This is a genomic window from Nocardiopsis tropica (assembly GCF_042660575.1).
Lineage (GTDB): Bacteria > Actinomycetota > Actinomycetes > Streptosporangiales > Streptosporangiaceae > Nocardiopsis > Nocardiopsis tropica.
The window spans coordinates 36,787-58,062 of sequence record NZ_JBHSUF010000032.1 but is presented as its reverse complement, the minus strand read 5'-3'; the positions used below and the strand labels follow the sequence as shown (position 1 = coordinate 58,062).

20 protein-coding genes and 1 pseudogene are annotated in these 21,276 nt (G+C 67.3%); 5 read left to right on the top strand and 16 right to left on the bottom strand.

Annotated elements, in window-relative coordinates; translation table 11 throughout:
- Positions 1–183 precede the first annotated feature (183 nt).
- From ACFQBR_RS32310 to ACFQBR_RS32240, 15 genes and pseudogenes are all read right to left on the bottom strand, one after another.
- Entirely contained in the window at positions 184–5,088 is a 4,905-nt protein-coding gene (locus tag ACFQBR_RS32310; RefSeq protein WP_344182080.1) for a DEAD/DEAH box helicase, read from the bottom strand.
- 238 nt (positions 5,089–5,326) lie between these two features.
- Positions 5,327–6,412, bottom strand: a complete 1,086-nt coding sequence (locus tag ACFQBR_RS32305; RefSeq protein ID WP_344182082.1) for a hypothetical protein — start codon at positions 6,410–6,412, stop codon at positions 5,327–5,329.
- On the bottom strand, positions 6,409–8,436 hold the full coding sequence (fxlM, locus tag ACFQBR_RS32300; protein WP_344182084.1) for a methyltransferase, FxLD system: 2,028 nt from the start codon (positions 8,434–8,436) through the stop codon (positions 6,409–6,411). The genes ACFQBR_RS32305 and fxlM overlap by 4 nt, the downstream gene beginning before the upstream one ends.
- Complete coding sequence (locus ACFQBR_RS32295; RefSeq protein WP_344182086.1) at positions 8,429–9,667, bottom strand: lanthionine synthetase C family protein; 1,239 nt, start codon at positions 9,665–9,667, stop codon at positions 8,429–8,431. Before ACFQBR_RS32295 ends, fxlM begins: the two co-directional genes overlap by 8 nt.
- A complete protein-coding gene (locus tag ACFQBR_RS32290; protein ID WP_344182088.1) occupies positions 9,664–11,862 on the bottom strand; it encodes a lantibiotic dehydratase family protein in 2,199 nt (732 codons plus the stop codon). Before ACFQBR_RS32290 ends, ACFQBR_RS32295 begins: the two co-directional genes overlap by 4 nt.
- Before the next feature lie 60 nt (positions 11,863–11,922).
- A complete protein-coding gene (locus ACFQBR_RS32285; protein ID WP_344182090.1) occupies positions 11,923–12,081 on the bottom strand; it encodes an FxLD family lanthipeptide in 159 nt (52 codons plus the stop codon).
- A gap of 110 nt (positions 12,082–12,191) precedes the next feature.
- The gene (locus ACFQBR_RS32280) at positions 12,192–13,049 is read right to left on the bottom strand and encodes a helix-turn-helix domain-containing protein (RefSeq protein WP_344182092.1); all 858 of its coding nucleotides are present in this window, start codon (positions 13,047–13,049) and stop codon (positions 12,192–12,194) included.
- Positions 13,050–13,574, bottom strand: coding sequence for a DUF6879 family protein (locus tag ACFQBR_RS32275; protein WP_344182094.1), 525 nt, complete (start codon positions 13,572–13,574; stop codon positions 13,050–13,052).
- The gene (locus ACFQBR_RS32270; protein WP_344182096.1) at positions 13,558–13,752 is read right to left on the bottom strand and encodes a hypothetical protein; all 195 of its coding nucleotides are present in this window, start codon (positions 13,750–13,752) and stop codon (positions 13,558–13,560) included. Before ACFQBR_RS32270 ends, ACFQBR_RS32275 begins: the two co-directional genes overlap by 17 nt.
- A 659-nt stretch (positions 13,753–14,411) precedes the next feature.
- Positions 14,412–14,537, bottom strand: coding sequence for a hypothetical protein (locus tag ACFQBR_RS32265; RefSeq protein ID WP_344182098.1), 126 nt, complete (start codon positions 14,535–14,537; stop codon positions 14,412–14,414).
- A 77-nt stretch (positions 14,538–14,614) separates the two neighbouring features.
- Entirely contained in the window at positions 14,615–14,905 is a 291-nt protein-coding gene (locus ACFQBR_RS32260) for a hypothetical protein (RefSeq protein ID WP_344182100.1), read from the bottom strand.
- A gap of 11 nt (positions 14,906–14,916) precedes the next feature.
- Positions 14,917–15,246 carry a hypothetical protein gene (locus ACFQBR_RS32255; protein WP_344182102.1) on the bottom strand — a complete coding sequence of 110 codons (330 nt, stop codon included), beginning with the start codon at positions 15,244–15,246 and terminating at the stop codon, positions 14,917–14,919.
- Between the two features lie 140 nt (positions 15,247–15,386).
- Positions 15,387–15,578 (bottom strand): annotated as a pseudogene (locus ACFQBR_RS32250) (BldC family transcriptional regulator); the annotation flags it as partial.
- Positions 15,579–15,834: 256 nt separating this feature from the next.
- Entirely contained in the window at positions 15,835–16,062 is a 228-nt protein-coding gene (locus ACFQBR_RS32245) for a hypothetical protein (protein WP_344182104.1), read from the bottom strand.
- Positions 16,059–16,544: an ATP-binding protein gene (locus tag ACFQBR_RS32240; protein ID WP_344182106.1), complete on the bottom strand. Its 486-nt coding sequence runs from the start codon at positions 16,542–16,544 to the stop codon at positions 16,059–16,061. Before ACFQBR_RS32240 ends, ACFQBR_RS32245 begins: the two co-directional genes overlap by 4 nt.
- A gap of 277 nt (positions 16,545–16,821) precedes the next feature.
- Between ACFQBR_RS32240 and ACFQBR_RS32235 the strand changes: the two genes are divergently transcribed.
- The 3 genes from ACFQBR_RS32235 to ACFQBR_RS32225 all read left to right on the top strand — a co-directional run bounded on the left by ACFQBR_RS32235 (position 16,822) and on the right by ACFQBR_RS32225 (position 18,237).
- Positions 16,822–17,634, top strand: a complete 813-nt coding sequence (locus ACFQBR_RS32235) for a helix-turn-helix domain-containing protein (RefSeq protein WP_344182108.1) — start codon at positions 16,822–16,824, stop codon at positions 17,632–17,634.
- Positions 17,631–17,810 carry a DUF397 domain-containing protein gene (locus ACFQBR_RS32230; RefSeq protein WP_344182110.1) on the top strand — a complete coding sequence of 60 codons (180 nt, stop codon included), beginning with the start codon at positions 17,631–17,633 and terminating at the stop codon, positions 17,808–17,810. Before ACFQBR_RS32235 ends, ACFQBR_RS32230 begins: the two co-directional genes overlap by 4 nt.
- 88 nt (positions 17,811–17,898) lie before the next feature.
- On the top strand, positions 17,899–18,237 hold the full coding sequence (locus tag ACFQBR_RS32225; protein WP_344182112.1) for a hypothetical protein: 339 nt from the start codon (positions 17,899–17,901) through the stop codon (positions 18,235–18,237).
- Here ACFQBR_RS32225 and ACFQBR_RS32220 read toward each other — a convergent pair.
- Positions 18,215–18,670 (bottom strand): MarR family winged helix-turn-helix transcriptional regulator, encoded by a 456-nt coding sequence (locus tag ACFQBR_RS32220; protein ID WP_344182114.1) that lies wholly within the window; start codon positions 18,668–18,670, stop codon positions 18,215–18,217. The genes ACFQBR_RS32225 and ACFQBR_RS32220 overlap by 23 nt on opposite strands.
- A 199-nt stretch (positions 18,671–18,869) precedes the next feature.
- On the opposite strand from ACFQBR_RS32220, the gene ACFQBR_RS32215 reads away from it, so the two are divergent.
- On the top strand, positions 18,870–20,072 hold the full coding sequence (locus ACFQBR_RS32215) for an MFS transporter (RefSeq protein WP_344182116.1): 1,203 nt from the start codon (positions 18,870–18,872) through the stop codon (positions 20,070–20,072).
- Between the two features lie 465 nt (positions 20,073–20,537).
- On the top strand, positions 20,538–21,011 hold the full coding sequence (locus ACFQBR_RS32210) for a nitroreductase family deazaflavin-dependent oxidoreductase (RefSeq protein WP_344182118.1): 474 nt from the start codon (positions 20,538–20,540) through the stop codon (positions 21,009–21,011).
- Positions 21,012–21,276 lie beyond the last annotated feature (265 nt).

The window sequence follows — 21,276 nt, the reverse complement described above, 5'->3', positions numbered from 1 at the left end:
CGATTGCGAACGCTCCAAACAGGCCCCAAAATGCACAGGCGAAAGCCGTCACCAGTGCCTCCAGGGTGTGCTTCTGTTTCCTGGTGGGCGATGGAATATGGGAGGCATGTGGGGTTTTTCCTAATCCCAGGCGTCTCTATTTTTTTAACATGATTTACGATGGTCCTCTGTGTAAGGCCATTTCTAGGCGTCCAGGATCTCCAGGGGTGGCAGATCCTCGATGATGTCTACCGTCTCCAAGCTCACCGTAACAATGCGTCCCAGCAGGTCAATGATGTAGCGGGGTTCGTCCGACCAGTCGTTGGGGTCGTTCATGATCCCGCTGTTCTTGTCGGTTTTGACCTGGTAGCGATCGATGATCCACTCGATGGCCGACCGCGCGCCCAACTGGTAGCGGTAGGCGCGCTCAGGGATCCCGCTGACGGTCACCCGGTCGTTGTAGGTGATCGTGGACCGGTCGTCCTTGTCCGGGAACCTCATCTTCCGCACGCGGTACAGCTCGTCGAGAGGCGTGGGTGTGGGGCCGGTGACTTTCTCCTCCAGCGGGTACGGTTTCACGCTCTCGTAGCCGATGTGCAGCGTGGCGAGCCTGCGTCCCGCGTCGGCGAAGCCGTGGAAGTCCGTGACCTTGGGGACGCGTGGCAGGGACTTCTTCAGGTCCGCCGAGAACTGGCTGCGGTACTCGGGGGAGTGGAGGAGGCCGTAGGCGTAGTAGAAGACGTCGTCCTTGGTGACCCCGAGGCCGTAGGTCTTCCGGTAGTCGGTGAGGGCAGCATCGGTGATGTTGTCGACCCGCTCCAATCCCGGTTCTTCGGAGGAGCTGAACAGATCGTCGCCGTTGCCGGTCTCGCGGTAGGTGTACCGAGAGAAGAACTGGCCGTTGCTGGAGCCCCAGAAGGCGAGGTCAGGGATCTGGTCGACCATGCAAGCAGAGAAAGGCTTGTCCGAACCCATGCCGGTCACGTAGAATCCGAAGTTCTTTTCCTCAGGTGAGGGGAACATAGAGGGGAGCTGGTACGTACGCTCGTTGAGCCTGCTGTTGAAGTAAACCAGTTGCTTGTTGAAGGGTCGGTATGTGCCTGTGGCGATGGAATCGCCATCGAGGCAATATTTCTCCTTCTTCTTCAGCCTGCTCTTGTCAGCGGTGTTCCAGCTTATTTTGGTTGAGTCATAGTCGATGAATGACTCAACGTCTTTGGGTTCGGGCTGGATGATCCCTATCGCCTTGCAGTGATTCTGGAACGCGTCCACCTGACCGTTGTAGAAATCGATCATGCGCTCGACGTTGTGCTGAAGCTTGGCCCCGTCGTGGTTGTACACCCACGCGTCACGGTTGGTCTTCAACCCGCTGGAGTACGCCGCGAAGATCCCCTTGCCCGTCTCCCGGTCGCCGATGGCCCTGAACTTTAGGAACCGGGGATCGCGTTGGTTGACCCAGTCGCCCTGCTCGCTCGGGGTGAGCTCCTGCCAGTCAATCGTGTCCAAGTCGCTCTCGGCCACGATCCTGAGCTTCTGCTCGCGGGAAAGGTAGTCACCGATGTCCCTGTAGAACAGGCGGCACGGTCCAACAGCGCTGCTGTCCTTGACTAGGAGCAGAATCGCGACGGTGCTCCGGCTGCCCGAACCGAAGACCTTGCCGCCCTCCATCCGGGACTGCTCTCCTGCCGTGCGCTGGTTGCCGCGCAGGTTGAAGCAGTAGATCGTGCTGAACTCGTCGGTCAGGCTCTTACGGAGCCCGTCGGCGGTGTTGCCGTCGATGTAGCCGCCGTTGGACACAAAGCAGACGACGCCTTCATTCCCCACGCGGTCCGAGGCCCAACGGATCGCGCGGATGTAGGAGTCGTACAGCGAGTTCTTGTTCTGTGCTGTGGACTTGGCTGCGTAGGTGTCCGTGATCCGCTCGTCCAGCTTCGGATACTTCTGGTTCTGGTTGTTGTCGTTCTGGCTTGTCTGCCCGGACGAGTACGGCGGGTTGCCGATGATCACCCGGATGTCCTGGGCTCTCTGCCGACGCAGCCGCGCGTTGTTGTCGTCGAGCATGGTGCCCTCGATGGCGTTGTTGCTCTCGGTCAGCTGGAAGGTGTCGGTGAGCACGATTCCCTCGAAGGGCACGTACTCCCTTTCGTCCTCTCCGCTACCGTCCTCGCCGTGCTGCTGACCGTACTGCTGGTGGAAGGCCGCCTCGATGTTCACCGCGGCGATGTAGTACGCCAAGAGCACGATCTCGTTGGCGTGCAGCTCCTCGGTGTACTTGCGCAGCAGGTCCTCGGGCCTGATCAGCCCCGACTGGAGCAGGCGCACCACGAACGTTCCCGTTCCGGTGAACGGGTCGATAATGTGCACGCCCTCACCGGACAGCGTCTTGTCGAAGTGCTTGTACAGCGCCTGGTTGGTAGCCCGCAGGATGAAGTCGACCACCTCCACCGGGGTGTAGACGATCCCGAACGCCTCGGCGGTCTTGGGCAGGGCCTTCTTGAAGAACCGCTCGTACAGCTCGGTGATGATCCGCTGGCGGCCCTCGTGGTTGTCGATGCCCTCGGCGCGCTTGCGCACCGACGCGTAGAAGCCCTCCAGCGTCTCGGCCTCACTGCCGATGGACTGGTCCTCCAAGACCTGGAGGATCTTCTCCATGGCCAACGACACCGGGTTCCTCGTGGAGAACTCGTAGTCGCCGAACAGCGCGTCGAACACCGGCTTGGTGATCATGTGCTGGGCGAGCATGTCCACGGCGTCCTCGCGCGACACCCCGGGGTTGAGGTTGGCGCGCAGCTCGGCGAGGAAGCGCTCGAAGGCCTGAGCCTTGTCCGAGTCCGGATCGCCGATTGCGACCCTGATCCGGGTGACGTGGCGCTCGGCGATCGTGGCGATGTCGCCCGCCCAGTCCTCCCAATAGTGGCGCTCGCCGACCTTGGTCACGATCCGCGCGTAGACCATCTCGCGGAGCTGGCCCCAGTCGTAGGCGATCATCTCCTGCACGGCCTGGTCGGCCCCGCTGGTGCCGTCGGGGCCCGCGCCGCCCTCGCCCTGGCCGTCGCCGCCGATGCCGTCGCGGGTGCCGTCGAAGTCCTCCGCGGTGACCGAGCCGACCATGATGTTGTCCGGCTTGTTGCGGTTGAAGTCGATCTGGTTGACGGTGGCGTTGAACCGGTCGTCGTGGGAGCGCAGGGCCTGGAGCACCTGCCAGACGGTCTTGTAGCGCTTGTTGTCGCCCAGCGCCTTCTCGGGTTTCTCGGTGGTGGGGATGCCCACCGGCAGGATGATGTAGCCGTACTCCTTGTCGTCGGCCTTGCGCATGACGCGCCCGACCGACTGCACCACGTCCACCACCGAGTTGCGCGGGTGCAGGAACAGCACCGCGTCCAGGTCGGGGACGTCCACGCCCTCCGACAGGCAGCGGGCGTTGGTCAGGATGCGGCAGGTGTCCTCGCCCGGGTCGGCCTTGAGCCACTCCAGGAGCTTGTTGCGCTCCAGGGCGTTGAAGGTGCCGTCCACGTGCTCGATCTCGCAGCGCAGGCGGGCCTCGCCCCGCTCGTCGCGCTCGGTGTTGACCCCGTCGACGATCGTGGGGAACTTGTCCCGGATCTGCTTGGACTCGGCGATGCTGCGGGCGAAGGCCACCGCCCGGCGCATGGGGGCCTCGCCGGGCTTGAACCCCTCGCCCTCGGGGGTGTGCCCGGCCCGCTTGGACAGGCCGTTCCAGCAGCCGACGATCTTGGCGGCGTCGTCGATGTTGAGCTCGCCGTCCTCGGCCAGCTGGGACTGCAGCGTCGAGGACAGGGCGGTTTCGTCGACGTTGAGGATGAGCACCCGGTAGTCGGTGAGCAGATCGCGCTCCACAGCCTCGCCGAAGCCGAGCCGGTGGAACTCCGGGCCGAAGAGGGACTCGTCGCTCATCGAGCACAGGACGGCGTCCTTGTCCTTGGCGGCCTTCTCCATGTTCGGGTCGAACACCTTGGGGGTGGCCGTCATGTACAGCCGCTTGTCGGCGCGCAGGTAGTCGTTGTCGTGCACCTTGACGAAGTGCGACTCGGTCTCCCCGGCCAGGGTGACGCCGGTGGTGCGGTGCGCCTCGTCGCAGATGATGAGGTCGAAGTCGCCCAGCCCCGCCCGCTGTGCCTCGTGCACGGCCCCGATGGACTGGTAGGTGGAGAAGATGACCCGCAGACCCCCGTCGCCAGCCCCGGTGAGGCGGACCTGCTGGACGAGCTTGGCGGCGTCAGTGGTGGCGGGCAGGGACAGGTCGTGGGTGGCCATGTCCTGGAAGTCGGCCTCGGTGGCCCTCTTGCCAACCTTGGTGTCGGAGCACACCGCGAAGCTGCGCAGGGGCGTCTGGCACTGGGCGGACCACTCGCGCAAGGTCTGTGAGAGCAGGGAGATGGACGGGACCAGGAACAGCACCCGGGTAGGGCCCTCGCTCTCCTCGGCACGTTCACGGGCGAGGCGTTCGGCGATCTTGAGCGAGGTGAAGGTCTTGCCCGTGCCGCAGGCCATGATGAGCTGCCCGCGGTCATGCGAGGGGAGGTTGCCGAAGACCGCCTCCACGGCTTCATCTTGGTGGGGGCGCAGCTCCTTGTAGGGCGCGCGTTCGAGCTCGATCTCCACATCGAACGCGGGCCAAACCCGTTCCCACGCGATGGGGCTGGCGGAGATCTCGTCCAGGCCCAAACGTGCCACCGGAATCTGCTGCTGCTGGAGCGCGATCTCGGCGTTGGTCCCCCACCTGTCGGTGGTGGAGATGATCAGGCGTTCGGTGAAGGGAGCCTTGCCCGAAGCGGTGAAGAAAGAGTCAATATCGGTCTTTTGCAGGGTGTGGTGCGGCTCGTAGAACTTGCACTGGATCGCGCAGTAGCCGCCGTCGACGGTCCGGGCGACCAAGTCGATACCATCGTCGTTCCTCGCCGGAGCGTCGGGCCAGTCGGCCCAGCGCCACACCTTGTCGAACCGGTTGGTGTAGGTGGGATCAGTGGTCAGGTAGGCGACCATGAGGTTCTCGAAGAGGGTGCCGCGCTGGTGGTTGCTCGTCGAGATGTTTCGGATGTGCTCGACGATGTCGTGCACCGTCCTGGAGGGGCTGGTCGTTTCGGCCACTGCGCACCTTGCTTTCCGTACCGCTGACGGTGCGCTGTACCCACGCTGTACCCGCACCAGATCCTGAACCAGAGTAGTGCTCAGACCTGACTGACAAGCCGTCATGGTCCACACTGAGCTGAGCCACAAAGGAAGGTTTTACGGCCTTGCAGGTGGGTGATAGCTACCCCTTTCGTGAGGAGTATTGGCTCCGGGTACACGCAGGTCCCCGCAGCCCTTCGGCTACGGGGACCGTATGTCATGTAAGAACCGAGTGATCACCGAGTCTTCGGCTCGCTTTGTTGATCGCAGTGTGGAGCTCGTGGGACAGCTGCTCAGGGAAGGTTTGCCTGTCAAGGCCGGAAGATTCGAGTACAGGGTTCAAGCTACCCATCTGATCGGATGAAAGCTTCCCTCCCCATGCGGTGAGCAGGTCTCTGGCCGCGTACCCGTCCTGTGCGCGGACGATGGCGACGACCAGCTGCGAAGCGAGTTCGGAGACATCCCCTTGGAGATCTCCGAGGAGCTCCGTCGTGATGATCCCGAGTCGTGTCGTGAACACGACCCGGCCGTTGTCGACGTCACGGACACGGCCCAGAACCGTCTCGACGTCGGCGGTCGTGACCTCGACGGATTCCCTGCGACACCACAGAGCCAGGACCGCCTGGACGGCTCTCTCCCACGGTTCCCGAACCTCGCTATCCTCGGCCATGGCCAGCGCAGCTCTCGGATTACCTTTGGTCAGTGCCGCGATGACGGCGACCTGGCGGCCGTCGAAGAGACGGTTGCCGATCCCGCCGTGTTGCTGGGCGTGCTCGGCGGCCTCCTGCCACCTTCCCTCTGCTGCCAGAGCCCGCATTCCGTCTCCCAGCCAGACTGTCCACAGCCAGCGGTGCAGCTCTGCCCTGTCCCCGCTGGACGCGACGATTCGGTCCAGCGGGATCTCATGGCCGTCGATCACGGTGGCCGTGGCAGCGCGCACCCCCTCGCGCAGAGCGGTGAGCATCGCGAAGGCCTCTGTGCCGTCGCCCGCTCGGATGCGGAGCCGGGCCAGGTTGATCACCGGTTCCAGGGCGCGTTGAGCCATGATGGCGTTCAATGGCAGGTGCGTCAGGTACGCGTGTGTGTGCTCCCAGCACCAGTCGCGGGCCAGTTCGGGCAGGCCGACGTCGGAGGCGAGCAGGGCCGCGCCGTTGTAGACCTGCGCGGCGGCGGCCAGAGCCTCCTCCCCTGAGCTGAACCGCGCGGTCCGTCCCGCTGTGGTGAGGCGTTCTACGCGCGTGTTCAGGCTGCCCGCGGGCGGGCGCGGCCGGGGGATGAGCGGGAACCAGTGCGCGAATCTCATGCGGGCTCGCCCCAGGAGACCATCAGGGTGGAGTGGGCCCGTGCCAGCAATCGCCGAGTGGCGGTGGAGGGTTCGGGGACGGCGTTGTAGTGCAGGGCGAAGGAGAGTTCCTCGGTGCGGTGGGATTCCCAGGCCCGGATGTGTTCGGCCATCTGCTCGGCCAGCTTCTGCCCGGCAGGGGCGTGCCCGATGACGCCGACCTCGTGGCGGCCTTGCTGGCCTTGCACCGGGCGCATCGTCAGATACGCCACCCCCCGCTCGCCCGCGGGGACGCTGGCCATATCCCCCCAGGGCAGCCCGGGGGAGACCAGGCCGCTGGCCACGGCTTGAGGTTGGACCGGCATGCGCGAGACGCGGTTGTCCAGGCGGGTGGCCAGCCACAACCACATCGGGTCCAAAGGCTGTCCCTTGCCGAAGTTCACCCCCGTCCAGGTGGTGGTGGAGGGCTCGTCGAGCACGTGATCCACCTGCTCGGGTGTGATGCACTGGTCCTGGTTGCTCTGGAGCAGAACCGTCCCGTCGGAGTCCAGGGCCAGTATGCGGCGGGGGTCGTCACCGACGCCTCCGCCGCGCAGGGGCATGAACGTGCACAGCTGGCTGTCCACGGATACCCAGTGGTCGCCGCGGGCTTCGAAGACGATGGAGCGGGAGACGTCTCCGGCGATGCGCACCGGGGCGATGAGCCTGCCGCCGGGGGCGAGCTGGTCCACCCAGGCACGGGGCACGTCGTGGCAGCCCACCGTGGCGATGATCCGATCGAAGGGCGCCTGTTCGGGGTGGCCGAGCGCGCCGTCGCCCAAGACCACGGTGACGTTGGCGGCGCCGTTCTCCTTCAACCGGGCACGCGCGCCCTCGACCAGGTCCTGGTCGACATCGATGGTGGTGACCGACCCGGCCAGTCCGACCAGGTGGCTGACGAGGGCTGCGTTGTATCCGGTGCCGGCGCCCAGCTCCAGTACGCGCATGCCCGGTTCTAGTGCGGCCTGTTCCAGCATGGTCGCGACGACTCCGGGCTGGGATCCGCAGCTGATGGAGGCGCCGTTGTCGTCGTGCTTGATGTGTACGGGGGCGTTGGTATAGGCCTCCTCCAGGGTGGCGTTGGGGACGAAGGCGTGGCGCGGTACTGCGCGGAACGCTTCCTCTACCGTTGGGGTGGTGAGGACACCGTTCTCCCGTAGCTGCTGGATGAGGGCCTCGCGCAAGGCGTCAGCGGTTTCTGGTGCGGTGTCGTGGGTGGTGTCGGTCATGGCGGCCTCTCTAGCGGTGTGGGACAGGATGTGCTGGTCCCGGTAGGGCAGACCCCACCGGTTGAAGGCGAAGATCAGGTGATGGGCACACACCGCGCGCAGGCCCCGGTTCAACCTGCCCTGGGCGGCGAAATCGGCGAGGGCAGCTCCGGCCGTAGTGAAAACCTGCGCCCAGCTGCTGGTGTGGCGCAGCGGCCCCGACGCGGCAGTGGGGCGCGGATTGAGGGTCATGAGGGCGCGCGCTGAGGAGAGCAGCTGCTCTTCCATACGGAAGGGCTGTGGGAGGGCGCGTAGCGCGGCGATCTTGGCCCAGACGTCGGCCTGCTCGAACCAGTCCAGCCGTGCTCCGCGCAGGAAAGCACTGCCGAGCAGGAGGGCGAGTTCGCGACGGCCGAGCTCAGCATCGGGGGCCGTATCTCGGCGCGTCAGGTAGGCGAGGAAATGGCGGCTGTCCTCGCAGAACACGGCGTGGGCCAACGCCATCCCCGCCGCTCCGCCGAAAACCCCGGTTTCGGGTTCGTAGACACCGTGCACCCACCGCTCTACAGCTCCCTCGCGGTGGAGCTGCTGTAGTTCGGTGTCGAGGAACTGCCGGGCCGGACGGCCTCCGGTGTAGCGCAGCCGCCAGTGGGGCTTCTTACGGATGAACCACCACGACGGTACAAGCCCCTCTCTGTGGGCTCGCTCGAGCGCCGGGCCCAGGCTGTGAACAGCCCAGCGCTCGGTGGAGGCCCAGTCGGCCCACTGGATGAGGATCTGCGGCTGTTCGTCACCCATCACCGTGGTGCTCCTTGTAGTCGAGGAGAAGGAAAGCAGCCCATCCCATGTCGGGGGAGGGGGCGTGCAGTGTGTGCAGCGCGGTGGCGATACCGGCTGCCCCCTCCAGCAGGCCGGTCCCGGTTCCGGTGACCAGGTCGTCTGTCACCGCTGCGGCATCGCCGTCCGAGAGCGCGGCGCACAGCCCGGGAGCGTTGCCCAGCGCGGTGGAGTGGGCGAGTACCGCCAGACCGGCGCGGCCGTGGCACAGCGAAGAGTTCAGCGCCATGGGCGCCTCGGTGAAGACGCGGGCAAGGGCGCTCTGCGCAGTGGCGTAACGGCGCTGGTCCCCGAGTGCATCAGCGGCGAGCAGCTGCGCGCGGGCCACGCCCGCAGCGCCGTAGCACCACGACGGCCGCTGCGGGCCAATCAGGCCTCGGGTCCCGTCGAGCTGGGCACGGGTGACCCAGTACGGCCACCACGCCCCGGACGGAGACGTCTGTTCCCAGGTGTCGAGCCAGACCAGGATGTGATGGATGGCTTCCACGTGTCCGTTCGCCTCGATCCCGCGCCGCAGGGCGGCTGCGAGGAGGGTCAGGGGGCCGGCGATGCCGTGGGCCATGCCGGTGTTCGCGTGCCCACCCGGGAAGGCGGCGTTCTTCTTTCCACCGGGGCCGACCGGGCTCCACCAGCCGGGAAGCGTACGGCCGTGGACGGTGACTGGCGCGGTCAGCCGCACCAGATAGGCCAGCACATCGCGGAAGAGCGGGCCCTGCGGGTCGCGGGCCAGGAGCAGGGCGCCCAGTCCGGTCAGCCCTCGGATGGTGTCGAACTCCGCGAGCAGCGGAAGATCACCGGCGTCCATCCGCGCGTGCGCCTGTTCCAGGCGGGAGAGCACGATCCGTTCCACGGCCCTGTCCAGCCGGGCAAGCTCACGCTCACACCCAGGACGGACTGTCGCGGCCCGGTGCAGGACGAACGCCACCGCGGGCGCGCCGTAGTACAGGTGCGCGCTGGGAGAGGAGTCCGCGCCCTCGGCGATCGCGCACTCCAGCCACCGCTGGACGCGTTCCCACGGCCCGTGACCGGTGCGCGCCCGTTCGATGTGCAACAGCGCCACCCCGGCCGCGCCGTGTGCCAGCGACTGGGGCCACCACCGGTCTCCGGCCAGAGCACGGCCCTGCTCGGGTGTGGCCAGGCGGCCGGCCACCAGTCCCGCTATCTCCGTCGCTTCGGTGGTCGTGGTGGTCACGCGGCCTCCTTCCGGCAGAGCTGAACGAGAACCTCGGTCGGCCGCCCCTCGCACCATCCGGAGGAGCGCGGGTCGGGAGCCTCGGTGAGGACCGTGCCGCCTTCCTTGTCCACCTGGGCGCGCAGCAGGAACAGGTGCGCCGGTTCGGCAAGGTCCAGGCGCAGCCGCTGGTCGCCCTTGCCCAGGTCCACCACGCCGGGCAGGTTGCGGCGCTTCGCCCAAAGCGCCCACTCCCGCCGCCACCACGGCCACGGCGCGGTACGCGGGGGAAGGTCAGCAGCTCTGACACGCCAGCGGGCGTTGGCCAGGACCACGTTGCCCGAGCGCACACGGGGCAGGAACGGCAGCGAGGAGGCCGCGCCCCAGTCGAACCCGATAACCACCGCGCGTCCGGCACGGGGAAGTTCGGCCAGGAACCGGGCCAGCAACGGGGCGTAGCGCAGGTTCAGCGCGTGAGGCACGACAGGCTCAACCCTGCTCGCCAAAGTGCGGGACCACAGGAAGAGGCCGCCGTCATCGCACCCGACCGCGAGATCGCCCACACCCAGCTGTCCAGGCCCTGGACAGGGGTATTCGCCCACGCTGACGACGTGATCGAGAAGCCTCCCCGAGCGGACCAGATGGGCGCTGCGGGCTCGCAGCGGCGGGAACGACAGCTGTACCGGCACCGCCCCGGCGGAGGTGGTGCGCGAGACGGCTTCGCGCAGGCCGCCCCGGACACCGGCAAGGGCGGCAAAGCGGCCCGCCATGGTGGCCGCGCTGCGGGAGGCGCCCAGCACCGCGATGCGGAACCGGCCGCTGTCCAGTGCGGCTCGTGAGGGCGACTCCACGCGCAGGTTCAGTTCCGTGTGCCCAGGAGGTAGCGCGGACTGCCGGGCGGCTAGTTCGTCCAGGAGTGCGTCTGCGCTGATCTCCCGTCGCCGGTCCAGAGCGGCGGTCTGGGCCTGTTCCAGCAGCCGACGGTCACGACTGGTGAAGGGCTCGGCGCGGCCTTCGGCGTCGGTGATGGCGTATCCGGCGGGGAAGCCCAGCCCGGTCTGGGGGTGCACGACCTCGCGGACGGGCACGAGTGCGTCGCCGTACCGGTCGGCGAACTGCTCCCGGTACGCGCGCCACGCGGGCAGCCCGTCCGGGTAAGGGGACAGGACAGTCAGCATGTGCGCGGCCCGCTCCGCCGCGCGCGCCACCTCCACGGGCAGGGCCAGGTCGGCGTCCATCCGCACGTCCACTCCCAGCGGCTGGACCCGGGACACGCGCCCGACCGCCTTGCCGACCTCTCCCAGAGTGCTGGACCCGCCACTCCGGTTGTACTCCTCCACCGCCGTGTGCGCCTCCTGAAGAAGTGACACCAGCGGTCGGACTTCGGGTAGAGCGCAGCCGTTGATCTGGGTGAGGAAAGAGACGAGGCAGTCGAGGGGATCGGTTCCGGTGGACGCCGGAGCGAGAGAGGTGAGTAGTGCCTGCACCTGGACCAGCCGGATGAGCATGGCGTCAGTGCTCACGGCAGATTCATCGGGATACTCGGCGGTCAGTTTGGCCCGAAGCGTCGACCACGGCACCGGCTGGAGCGCTGCTTCCAAGGCCAGGCGTACAGCGCTGTTGACACGGACCTCGACCTGCTCCGTGTCCGCCCCGGACGCACCCGGGTCGGTGCGCACGTACTGGGGTACGACGAGGTGCCCGCGCTCTTCAACGGCGGCGTTGTTGACGACGACCAGCAGGTGCTCACGCACCACAGGCAGGGCCTCCAACGCGCTGACGACCTCGGCCACCCATGCCCCGCCCGGAGAGACCACCCTCCGGTGGGCGCCACCCCACACCACTCGTGAGCGTTCGGAGAAGGTCGCGGCGGTTACGCCGGCGAACAATCCGAAGGGAGTGGCACGGCTGTCGGCCCGCAGTACGTAGCGCAAAACGGAAGCGGTCGCCTTCCGGGCCCGGCGTACCCGCACCGCGGCCGGATCCTGGTCGAGCAGAGCCTCCACACCGGCGGCCAGGTCAGGCGAGGCGTTCCGGATCGCCTCGGTCAGACCCGGGTGCTCCCACACGCGGCGCAGCCACTCCAACCACGGATGCGGGTCACTACCGCTCAGGTCCGGTACGCCGCTCGTCGGTAGGTCGCTGAGCAGGCTCGCTCGCACCAGCGGTCGGTCGACCACACGCCAACCCACGTGCCGCTCCTCGCCAGAACCCATATTCCCTCCTCCCAGAAGTGCTGGTCGGCACCGGATCCAGGCCGGTGCCGACCGTGCCGATCAGTCCGCGGCGCTCGTGGTGCAGGAGTTGGGGCAGCTGGAGCCGCAGCCGTCGTCGGTGAGGTTGATCAGCTGGGCCAGGGAGTCGCTGTTCTCGATCAGCCGGATGTCGAGGGCGAAGGGAGATTCCGAACTGGCGCTGTCCTGCGTGTTCTGCACAGGTCTTTCCTTTCTCATGGGGCCTGTGAGCACAGCTCAGATTAGGGACCCGCACAAGACAGGTGAAGGAGTTTCCCGCCAGGGAATAAATTCGTTCCCCGAGGTGCCGGTTATGCCCGGTTGCGGTATTCCTGGGCAAGGCCGCGCAGGAATGACCTGGTGTTTTCACCTTCGAGTGCGTGTTCGTGGAAGAAGGCGAATATCTCCATGCTGTAGGAGATATCCTTCGGATCGCGCAGGGCGAGCTTGCCCGTGAACACCTCGACGGTCACCAGACGGTCGTCGTAGACGGTAAACCCGTTAAGGGGACCGCTGGGCACAGGAGGATCGGCAGGCACGACGCGGATGTCCACACTGGGCAGCTCGCTGAGCGAGGCGATCCGATCCATCTGCACCGCCATCGCCTCCGGACGGCACAGCGGCCAACGCAGGGCGGCCTCGGTCAGGAGGAACACAAAGCGCTTGCCCTCGTCGTAGAGCACCGTCTGGCGCTCCAAGCGCCGAGCGAGCGCCGTCTCCCAGCTCGCCCCGCGGTTCACCAGCGTGTGCGACAGGGTCTGACGCGCGTAGTCCGGGGTCTGCAGAAGCCCGGTGATCATGCAGGGCAGGAAGAAGCGGATGGTGGACGCCGAGGCCTCGATCGCGGCCAAGTCCCGCTGCGTCTCCCCGAGACCGCGCTGGAGCGCGGTACGAAACCCCTGGTAGTCGGTGTTGGCCACACGGGCCAACTCCAGCAGGCGCGCGGCCTCCTCCTCCCCGGGCGGAACGTCGAGCGCACGCAGGATGCGCTCGACGTCCAACGCGGAGGGCAACACGCGGCCGTTCTCGAGCTTGCTGACCTTGGCCTGGCTCATCCCGCTGCGGACGGCGAGTCGCGCACCGGTCAGCCCCGAGGCGCGGCGGAGGCTGCGAAGGGCCTCCGCCAGCTCGCTGCGCGGCTGTTGGGCACGGTCGGGCTCAAGCGTCAATCAGTCGGCCTTGTAGTACTCGGTGAAGGGGACGGCGTGACCCAGGGCCAGGTTCTTGTAGGCGACGTAGGGGACGGGGTCGACCCCCTCCAGGAGTTCCCGGCCTCTCTGGGTTCCGTCGGCAGCGTAGTGCATGAGCACCACGCGGGCGTCGTCGAAGAGCCAGAAGTCCTGGCGGGGCAGGCCGGGGTCGGGGGTGGTGGCGAAGTCCAGGATGTTGACCTCCTCACCGGCCTGCACGCTGAAGGCGTACCCCCATTCGAACTGGAACCGCAGGTGGTCGCTGAGAGGACTGGTCAGGGTGTGGACCCGTCGGATCCGGCGTCCGGACTCGATGTGGTTGCGCACGCGGAGCAGGTAGCTGTCGGTGTGCAGCTCCTCGGCCGGGCGGGTCTTCCCGGCCAGGAACCGGCGCAGTTCCTCTTCCTCCTCGGGCACGGTGTAGCTGGGCAGGGTCTCCAGGCGGAACGCCTCGTGCTGGAAGGAGTCGAAGAACTCCCGCCAGGCGTCACCTTCCAAGCGCACGGGCGGCCTCCTCGATCAGGTGCGTGGGGATCTCGACGGCGGCCTCTCCAGGGGAGGGGGTGAGGCCGGTGGTGTCGGTCAGGAGCGTGCCCTGCACGACGACGGTCCCGTTGTCGGTGGAGTAGATTCCCGGGCAGTCATCCCGGTTGCAGTCGCCGGAGAGCTTCTCGAACTTCATGGCATGGCCCTTTCTTGAAGGGTCGAAACGGAATTTACAGTAGAGAAGTGTGCGGGATCGGTCAATCTCTGGCCGGATATTCCTGCCTGGGAATAAAAACAGGTTGTGTGGTCGGCTGTGTACTGCTTTGGTGAAGCGATGATTCCGCGGAAGCTGGAGCGTTTAGCTGGTTATGCCACCTTCCTGCGGAAGGCTTCGAAGGCTGCGGCATTCCGTCACAGCTGTCTCAGCTCCTCGCGCAGGTTGGTGGCGAGGTCGGGATCGGCGATCCTGACCGCTCCGTCCCGGCGCCCGAAGCGGGTGTAGGCGTGCAGGTACACCACGGCCGCCTCGCAGAGGCCACCTCCGGCAGTGGCTAGTCGGCTTCTATGTGTCGTACCTGGTCTGGGCTTCCCACGAGGATGCGCCGACCGGCCTGGTTAGTCCGGTCTAGGGTCAACCAGGGTGTACGCCCGCAGCCGGTGAGGGGGCGGTTGGGTATCCACAGGGTTGTCAGAGACAGGTCGCAGGACGCGAACTCCGCACATTCGGCGGCGTGCCTTCCGCGCTCCGGGAGGAGTAGTTCCTCGGCCAGGTTGCTGGCCGTCGCTGGGGGCGTGTTCGGGGTGGTGGGGACGAGTTCGGATATCGGGGCTCCGGTCAGAAGAGGGAAGGTCCAGTCATGGTTGTTGGGGCGGGCCCAGCTGCTCGTCCCGCTCCGCTTTCTCCCGCTCCTGTTGTTCCTTGGCAGCGTCGCGGCGCTCCTGGGCGTCCTCAGGGTCGAATCCGGGAAAGCTCTCGGTCACGTGGCTCCGTTCGCAGTGGGCTAGCCGGGGGTGTGGTGTGGGGTCCGTGCGTCACCCCCACAACGCACGGACCCGGCTCAGGGGGTAGTGGCTAGGCGGTGCCACTGGCGGATGGCTGTGCCCAGGTGCGCGGTGTCGGCGGCGTCCACCTGTTTCCGTGCGGATTCCAGACGGGCCTTCGCGGCGTCGAACTGCTGCTGGGCAGCGATCTGCTCCAGGCGTGCCAGCCCGGCGGCGGCATCAGCGGCAGCCCGTTCCCGCTCGCGCATCACCGCGTCCGCGCGGTGTTCGGCGTACTCGGTGTAGCGGGGGATGATCGGGGTCCCGTCGCTGGCGTGCGCCGGCCTCGGCCGGGTCTGGGTGGTCACCGGCTCTCTCCCTACAAGCCGTGCTGGGAGCGGGCGGCACGGATGCGCTTCTTCAACTCGGGTGGGGTCTCGGCGTGCACCACCAGGCTCTCCGTGGGGTGCTGCGCCCATAGGCCGTCCAGGTGCTCCACGGGGGTGGTGCGGTGGAGGAAGCCCACGTACCAGCCGGGGTGGGTACGCTCGATCTCCTCCAAGGCGAGCAGTTCTGCGCGGACCTGGTCGGGGCGCAGAGTGCGGATGGTGTGCCACTCGTTGTCCCACGGGCGCCGGAAGCTCAGGGCGGGCCAGCCGTTCACGACGGTGTCGTCCATGCACCAGCTCACCGGGGGTGACGGAGTCATGAGGACTCTCCGGTTCCGGTGCGCAGGGTGGCGATGAGGGCCGCGATGTGCCCGGCGTCGCCCAGCGCCCCGACGTCCAGGGCGAGGGTGCGGACTTCCTCCAGAGCTCGGACGACCTCGCTGCTGCCCGTCCCGGCGTGCAGGACGTGGGTGATCTGTGCTCGGGGGTAGCGGCGGTGGCCGCCCAACGTTTTGACCGAGGCGAGGCGGCCGTTCTTCTCCCAGCGGGTGACGGTCTTGGGGTCAACACGGAACAGGCGGGCGACCTCGCCGGGGGTGAGAAGGTCGTCGGCGGTGTCGACGAGGCTTGGCCGGGGCGAAAGGGCGGGCACGGGGTCTCCATCTAGTCGGGTCGGGGCCGGGCCGGGGAAGTACGCCCGGCCCCGGGAGGGTGGGGCGGGGCCACCAGCCCCCTTGCTGGTGGCCCCGCGGGCTGGTGACGTCGCACCAGCGGGGAGTGGTCTTGGAACCCGGGCCAGGCGAACCACCAGCCACGGTCCGGGTGTGGTGCGGCAGCGAAACCCTTCGTGGGAGGAGGGCGCATCATCGCCGCACCGGCCGCTGAGTATGGGGTCCGGCGGGGTCTTCTCAGGGGGAGCGGCCGGCCGCCAGGATGTGGAGCACGTACCGCATCTGACGGGACAGCTGGTCGGGGTCCGCGTACCGCAGTGGAGCCACCTCGGCGGGACCGAGGAAGAACGCCACCCACATGCGCAGGGAGTAGGACCACATCACCCACCAGCCCGAGTGGTGGGAGGTGAGTGAGGCGGCGACCTGCCGGTACTCGCGGTCCAGCTCCGGCGTCCACCCGCTCACGAGTTCTCCACCTTCGCGCGGATCGTCAACGGCCCCCGGCTGGCCCCGGGGAGCGCCCAGCCCCATTCCCAGTACACGGCGAGCTGGTCCACCAGATGCAGACCGGGCAGCGGGGCCAGCCGCGGGTCACCGAGACGCGGGTAGGGGATGACGGAGTCCGGGCGGGGGCCGCCATCGGTGACCGCGATGGTGATGAGGAACGGGTCGATGTCCAGGACTACCCGCACGGTCCCGCCGGGGTCCCCGGACCGGGTGTGCTTGTGCGCGTTCGACACCAGGGCCTCGGTCACCTGGGAGACCGGGTTCGCGGCCCGGCGCGGGGCCTTGGCCCACACCCAGTTCGTGAGGGCGGTGTAGTCGCGGTCGTGGCCGAGGATGATGCCGTGCCGGTGGGGTTCGGGGAACTGGATGCGGTGCGGGTACGGGATGCCGGCCTCAGGGTCGGGGTCTTGGGGTGGTGCGGTGGTGCCGCTATGCTGCATTCGTCTCACCTCGTGTCTTTGCAGGACAGGTGGGGCTTTTGCCTCGGTGGTCGTTAACGGCGGCTTCCGAGGCTCTTTTATGCCCGAATGAGCCCACTGTCCTGTTCGATCGAACGCGGACAGAATGGCGCTCGCCTCCCGGCCAGAGGTGGCAGGAAGGTCTTTCATCAGGAACCTTGCCAAGGAGACCGCCACCCGGTCTATGCTTACCGCCCAAGACGGTAAAAGTTCTATTGCCAGCGGTTTCGTTGGGTAAGCGAGTGATGCATTGAAGAAAATGGAGGAGAGCGAAGAAGCGGCGCGACTTCGCTTCGGAAGGCTGTTGAGGAAACTTCGAGGTCAGGCGGGCCTTTCGCAGCAGGAGCTTGCCGCGCTGGCCACCGTTTCGCAGAGCACGGTCAGCGATTTGGAGCTAGGGAAAAAAGGGACACGTCGGGAACCAGTGGTTCGTCTGGATCACGCTCTTACCGCGCGGGGGGTTCTCATGGACGCGTGGGACGCGGTGTTCTCCGGCGTCGGCATGACCGCGTACTTCCGCGAGGTGGCCGAGGCTGAGCAGACAGCGGTCAAAATCCGTGACTACTCTCAGGGTCTGGTGCATGGGCTGCTCCAAACCGAGGGCTACGTCAGGGCCATCAACGAAATCGCGAAGCCGGAAGCCCCGCAGAGCAGCTTCGATCACATCGTCAAAGCCAGACAGCACCGTCAACGAGTTCTGGACCAGCCTCATCCGCCTGCGATGATGCTGCTCCTGGACGAAGTGGTCCTCCTGCGCCGCTTCCGTGACTCCCAGGTGATGAAGGATCAAATCAGCCGTCTCATCGACCTGTCCTACCGCCCTCGCATCAAGATTCAGGTAGTGCCGATCGCGACCGAAGGACATGCGGGTCTGGGCGGGTCCTTTACGCTGATTGAAGTACCGGACAGCCACCCGTTCGTCTACGTCGAAAGCCAGGAGACCGGGGTGTCACTCAAGCAGCAAGAGGTTGTGGCAAGCTACGAGCGGATATTCGCGGACCTGGGAAGCGCCGCTCTGCCGGTACCCGCGTCACGGTCCCGCATGGAAGAGATTCGAGGCACCATCACATGATGACCGAGGACTGGAACAAGTCCACCTACAGCAACGCGAACGGCGGCCAGTGCGTGGAGGCCCGCCGCGATCAGGCCGCGGTGCTGGTGCGTGACACTCAGAACCGGCCGCTCGGCCACCTGGAGGCCCCGGCCCCGGAGTGGACCGCGCTGCTGGCAGCGGTGCGCGGCCGGTAACACCCTGCGTACGCGAAGAACCGCACCCCGCCAGTCTCGATGGCGGGGTGCGGTTCTCGTGGTTTTGCGGCATCAGGCTACCCCGGGGGTGCGTTACACCACCAGGACCAAAGACCCCACCCTCCTACTGGACGCCCCGGTGCTCCGCCCACGCCTCAGCCGCCGCGAGGATTGCTTTCCGCCACTCTTTCTCCGATCGGCCCTCGACCACCTACTGCTGTATCTCCACATGCGCCAGGGAGAACATGGCCACCGCTTTCGTGTCAAAACCGTGGTGAGCGCCCATGCAGAACGCACCGACGCTCCCCAACCGGACTGGGCGGCCTGGGTCGACCACGCCGAGCTGGGCATCATAACCGGGCTGCGGGTCGAGGCCGCCGGTGACGACATGGGTTCACTGCGTATCAGCCTGGCAGCAAGGCGCTGATCGCCTCGCGCAGAGCGCCCTCGTCCTCCTCGGCGAGTGCGCTCTCCAGGGCGACCACGTAGCTCTTCCTGGCCTCCTCGACGGTGGCCCTGCCCTTGTCGGTGATCTGGGTGTAGACCCCGCGACGGTCGTCGGCGCAGTGGTAGCGCTCGGTCAGGCCGGAGCGTTCGAGCCGGCCGACCAGCCTGCTGAGCGAACTCTGGTTGATCGGGATGGAGTCGGCCAGGAACTGCTGGCGCAGGTGGCCGCCGTCATCGGAGTAGCGCAACGCGACCAGCGCGGAGTACTCCGAGCAGGTCAGCCCGTGCGGCTCCAGGGCCGTCTCCAAACGCTCGCGCACGCGCGCCTCGAACAGCCGCAGCTTGCGCCAGTTGGTCTCCAGTTCCGTGGGTTCCTGGATGCGGGGCTCGGTGCGGGCGGAGGCGGAGTTCATGTACGACTCCCGGTCGTCGTGGACTTTGCATCAGCATAGTCCTCGTGGACGCCTAGCGCCTGAGCGCATGCTTGTGAGAAAGAAGGCGCCCATGCAATAGTTGCACCGGCGCGGACTTTTGGGGGCGATCCCGCCCCGCCGACCCGCCCTGCCCCCGCGGGAAGGATCCGCAAAGCCGCAACCAACTGAGGAGCCAGCTATGCCCCTCGCCGTATTCGCCCTCATGGTCGCCAGCTTCGGTATCGGGACGACCGAGTTCGTGATCATGGGCCTTCTGCCCGAGGTCGCCGACGACATGTCGGTCAGCCTCACCAGAGCCGGCCTGCTTATCTCCGGCTATGCCCTCGGTGTCGTCTTCGGCGGTCCGCTGTTCACCGCTGCCGCCACACGCATGCCGCGCAAGAGGATGCTCTTGATCCTCATGGTGCTCTTCATCCTCGGCAACGCGCTCTCCGCGGTGGCCTCCGCCTACTGGATTCTCATGGCGGGCCGCATCCTGGCGGCGATCTGCCACGGCGCGTTCCTCGGTATCGGATCCGTCGTCGCCGCGGACATGGTCGACCAGGACAAGCGCTCCCGTGCCATCTCTCTCGTCTTCACGGGCCTGACCGTCGCCAACGTGTTCGGCGCGCCCATGGGCACCTGGATCGGACAGGCCTTCGACTGGCGCGCCACGTTCTGGGCCATCGCCGCGATCGGCGTGGTCAGCCTCATCGGCCTGGTCGCCCTGCTCCCCGTCCAGCCCAACGACGGATCCGTGCGCCTGCGCGACGAACTCGCGGTGTTCGGCCGCGGACAGCTGTGGATGGCACTGGCGATCGCCGGGTTGAGCATCGGGGCGCTGTTCGCCGCGTTCAGCTACGTTGCCCCCCTCATGACCGAGGTGGCCGGGTTCAGCCCCGGGATGCTCACACCCCTGCTCATGGTCTTCGGTGTCGGACTGGTCACCGGCAATCTCCTGGGCGGCCGGTACGCCGACCGGGCCCAGGTCGCCACACTGCTGACCGCGCAGGCCCTGCTGTTCGTCGTGCTGGTGCTCTTCGCCCTCACGGCGCAGTTCGCCGTGGCCGCTGTCGTCCTGCTCATGCTGCTGGGCGGCGCTGGCTTCGCCACAGTTCCCGGATTCATGACGCGGGTCATCGACAAGGCCAAGGGAGCGACCACCCTCGCCGCCGCCGTCGCCTCCTCCGCGGCCAACGCGGGCATCGCCGTCGGCTCCTACCTGGCCGGAACGACGATCGACGCCGGTTACGGCTACACCGCCCCCCTGGTGGTCGGCGCGCTCATGGCCGCCGCCGCGTTCGGCATCACCTTCGCCTCCAACGCCCTGGACCGCCGTTCCTCCCCCCGCGAAACCGGGAAGCCGACCTCGCCGGCCCCCCTCACCGGGGAGGCGCGGTGACCCCCGGGCAGTCCCGGGTACCCGGAGCCACGAACGGTGCCCTGCTCTCCGTCATCCCGCCCATGGGGCAGCTCAGCCTGGGTCTCGGACTGTCCTTGGACAACGACTGGTCGCCGACGGGGGAGTGTTCCAGGCGTGTTGCAGGCCGAGTCGGCGGAGAACCCGACATGGCTCCGCATGCTGAGCGCGCCCGTCTGGCCGACCGGTGGGGTTTCGCCACCCGCCCACGGGGCGTCCCCGCGAACTCACCGATGGGCAGGGAGAACGCATACGCGCGGCCTTGGAGGAAGGCGCGATGGAGGCTCCGCCGTGTGCAGGGACCGCCTTCCGTCAACCGTCATCTTCGGGCGCCCGCCCCCGGGGTGACCGGCTTCGGAGAGGGACTCGTGTCCGCGGTCCGGGGCCGGTCCGCCGTGGCGGCGTGGGCCATGGTGGATGTGGCCGCGCCGCCCGTACGATGCGGTCATGGGACTGTTGACCCCGCTCGCCGTGCGGATCGGCGCCATCTCGTGGATGCCGAGACTGCTGCCCCAGATCACCCGGTTCGATCGGTGCCTCCAACGGTTCAGCCGCGGGTACATCGGGATACTCGACCTCGCCGGCCTGCCGAACATCATGCTCACGGTCAACGGGCGGATCAGCGGTGAGCCCCGAAGGACGCCCCTGCTGTGTGTTCGCGACGGCGCGCATCTGCTCGTCGCCGGCTCGTCCTTCGGCGCGCCCAGGACACCTCAGTGGGTGCACAACCTCAGGGAGGCCCCCACCTCCCTCGTCGAGAAATCGGGGCGGAGTGTCGAGGTCGAGGCAGAGGAACTCACGTCGCACGAACGTGAGCGGGCCTGGGCGCTCATGTGCGTGGTCTGGCCCAACTACGCCCTGTACGAGCGACGCACGGACCGGATCATCCCCGTGTTCCGGCTGACCCCGGTCTCCGCCTGACGACCTGTCGGCTCAGGTGCGGACCGCCGTAGCAGGGGATGGGTACAGCCTCGCTCGCACCACCGCACTTCGGGGACGCGTGGGTCTGACGCGTGCGGTGGGACTCCGCATGACGAACGCGCTGTCTTCAGGTGAAATCTGGAGACGGGCGGTCCTGCCCGGGGACCGTTTCGACGCCGATGGCCGATGGGTGTGTCCGCTGGTCAGGCCTCCGCGTGGACGGCCCCGGCCAGGGGGTTGAACAGGATTCGGGGTCCGTTCACTT

What these genes read in the sequence shown, in the direction of transcription:
- ACFQBR_RS32230 (WP_344182110.1), top strand. Translation starts at nt 17,631, where the DNA reads ATGATGACCGAGGACTGGAACAAGTCCACCTACAGCAACGCGAACGGC.
- ACFQBR_RS32290 (WP_344182088.1), bottom strand. Translation starts at nt 11,862, where the DNA reads ATGGGTTCTGGCGAGGAGCGGCACGTGGGTTGGCGTGTGGTCGACCGA.
- ACFQBR_RS32255 (WP_344182102.1), bottom strand. Translation starts at nt 15,246, where the DNA reads ATGACTCCGTCACCCCCGGTGAGCTGGTGCATGGACGACACCGTCGTG.
- ACFQBR_RS32220 (WP_344182114.1), bottom strand. Translation starts at nt 18,670, where the DNA reads ATGAACTCCGCCTCCGCCCGCACCGAGCCCCGCATCCAGGAACCCACG.
- fxlM (WP_344182084.1), bottom strand. Translation starts at nt 8,436, where the DNA reads ATGGGTGACGAACAGCCGCAGATCCTCATCCAGTGGGCCGACTGGGCC.
- ACFQBR_RS32240 (WP_344182106.1), bottom strand. Translation starts at nt 16,544, where the DNA reads ATGCAGCATAGCGGCACCACCGCACCACCCCAAGACCCCGACCCTGAG.
- ACFQBR_RS32210 (WP_344182118.1), top strand. Translation starts at nt 20,538, where the DNA reads ATGGGACTGTTGACCCCGCTCGCCGTGCGGATCGGCGCCATCTCGTGG.
- ACFQBR_RS32305 (WP_344182082.1), bottom strand. Translation starts at nt 6,412, where the DNA reads ATGAGATTCGCGCACTGGTTCCCGCTCATCCCCCGGCCGCGCCCGCCC.
- ACFQBR_RS32270 (WP_344182096.1), bottom strand. Translation starts at nt 13,752, where the DNA reads ATGAAGTTCGAGAAGCTCTCCGGCGACTGCAACCGGGATGACTGCCCG.
- ACFQBR_RS32235 (WP_344182108.1), top strand. Translation starts at nt 16,822, where the DNA reads ATGGAGGAGAGCGAAGAAGCGGCGCGACTTCGCTTCGGAAGGCTGTTG.
- ACFQBR_RS32215 (WP_344182116.1), top strand. Translation starts at nt 18,870, where the DNA reads ATGCCCCTCGCCGTATTCGCCCTCATGGTCGCCAGCTTCGGTATCGGG.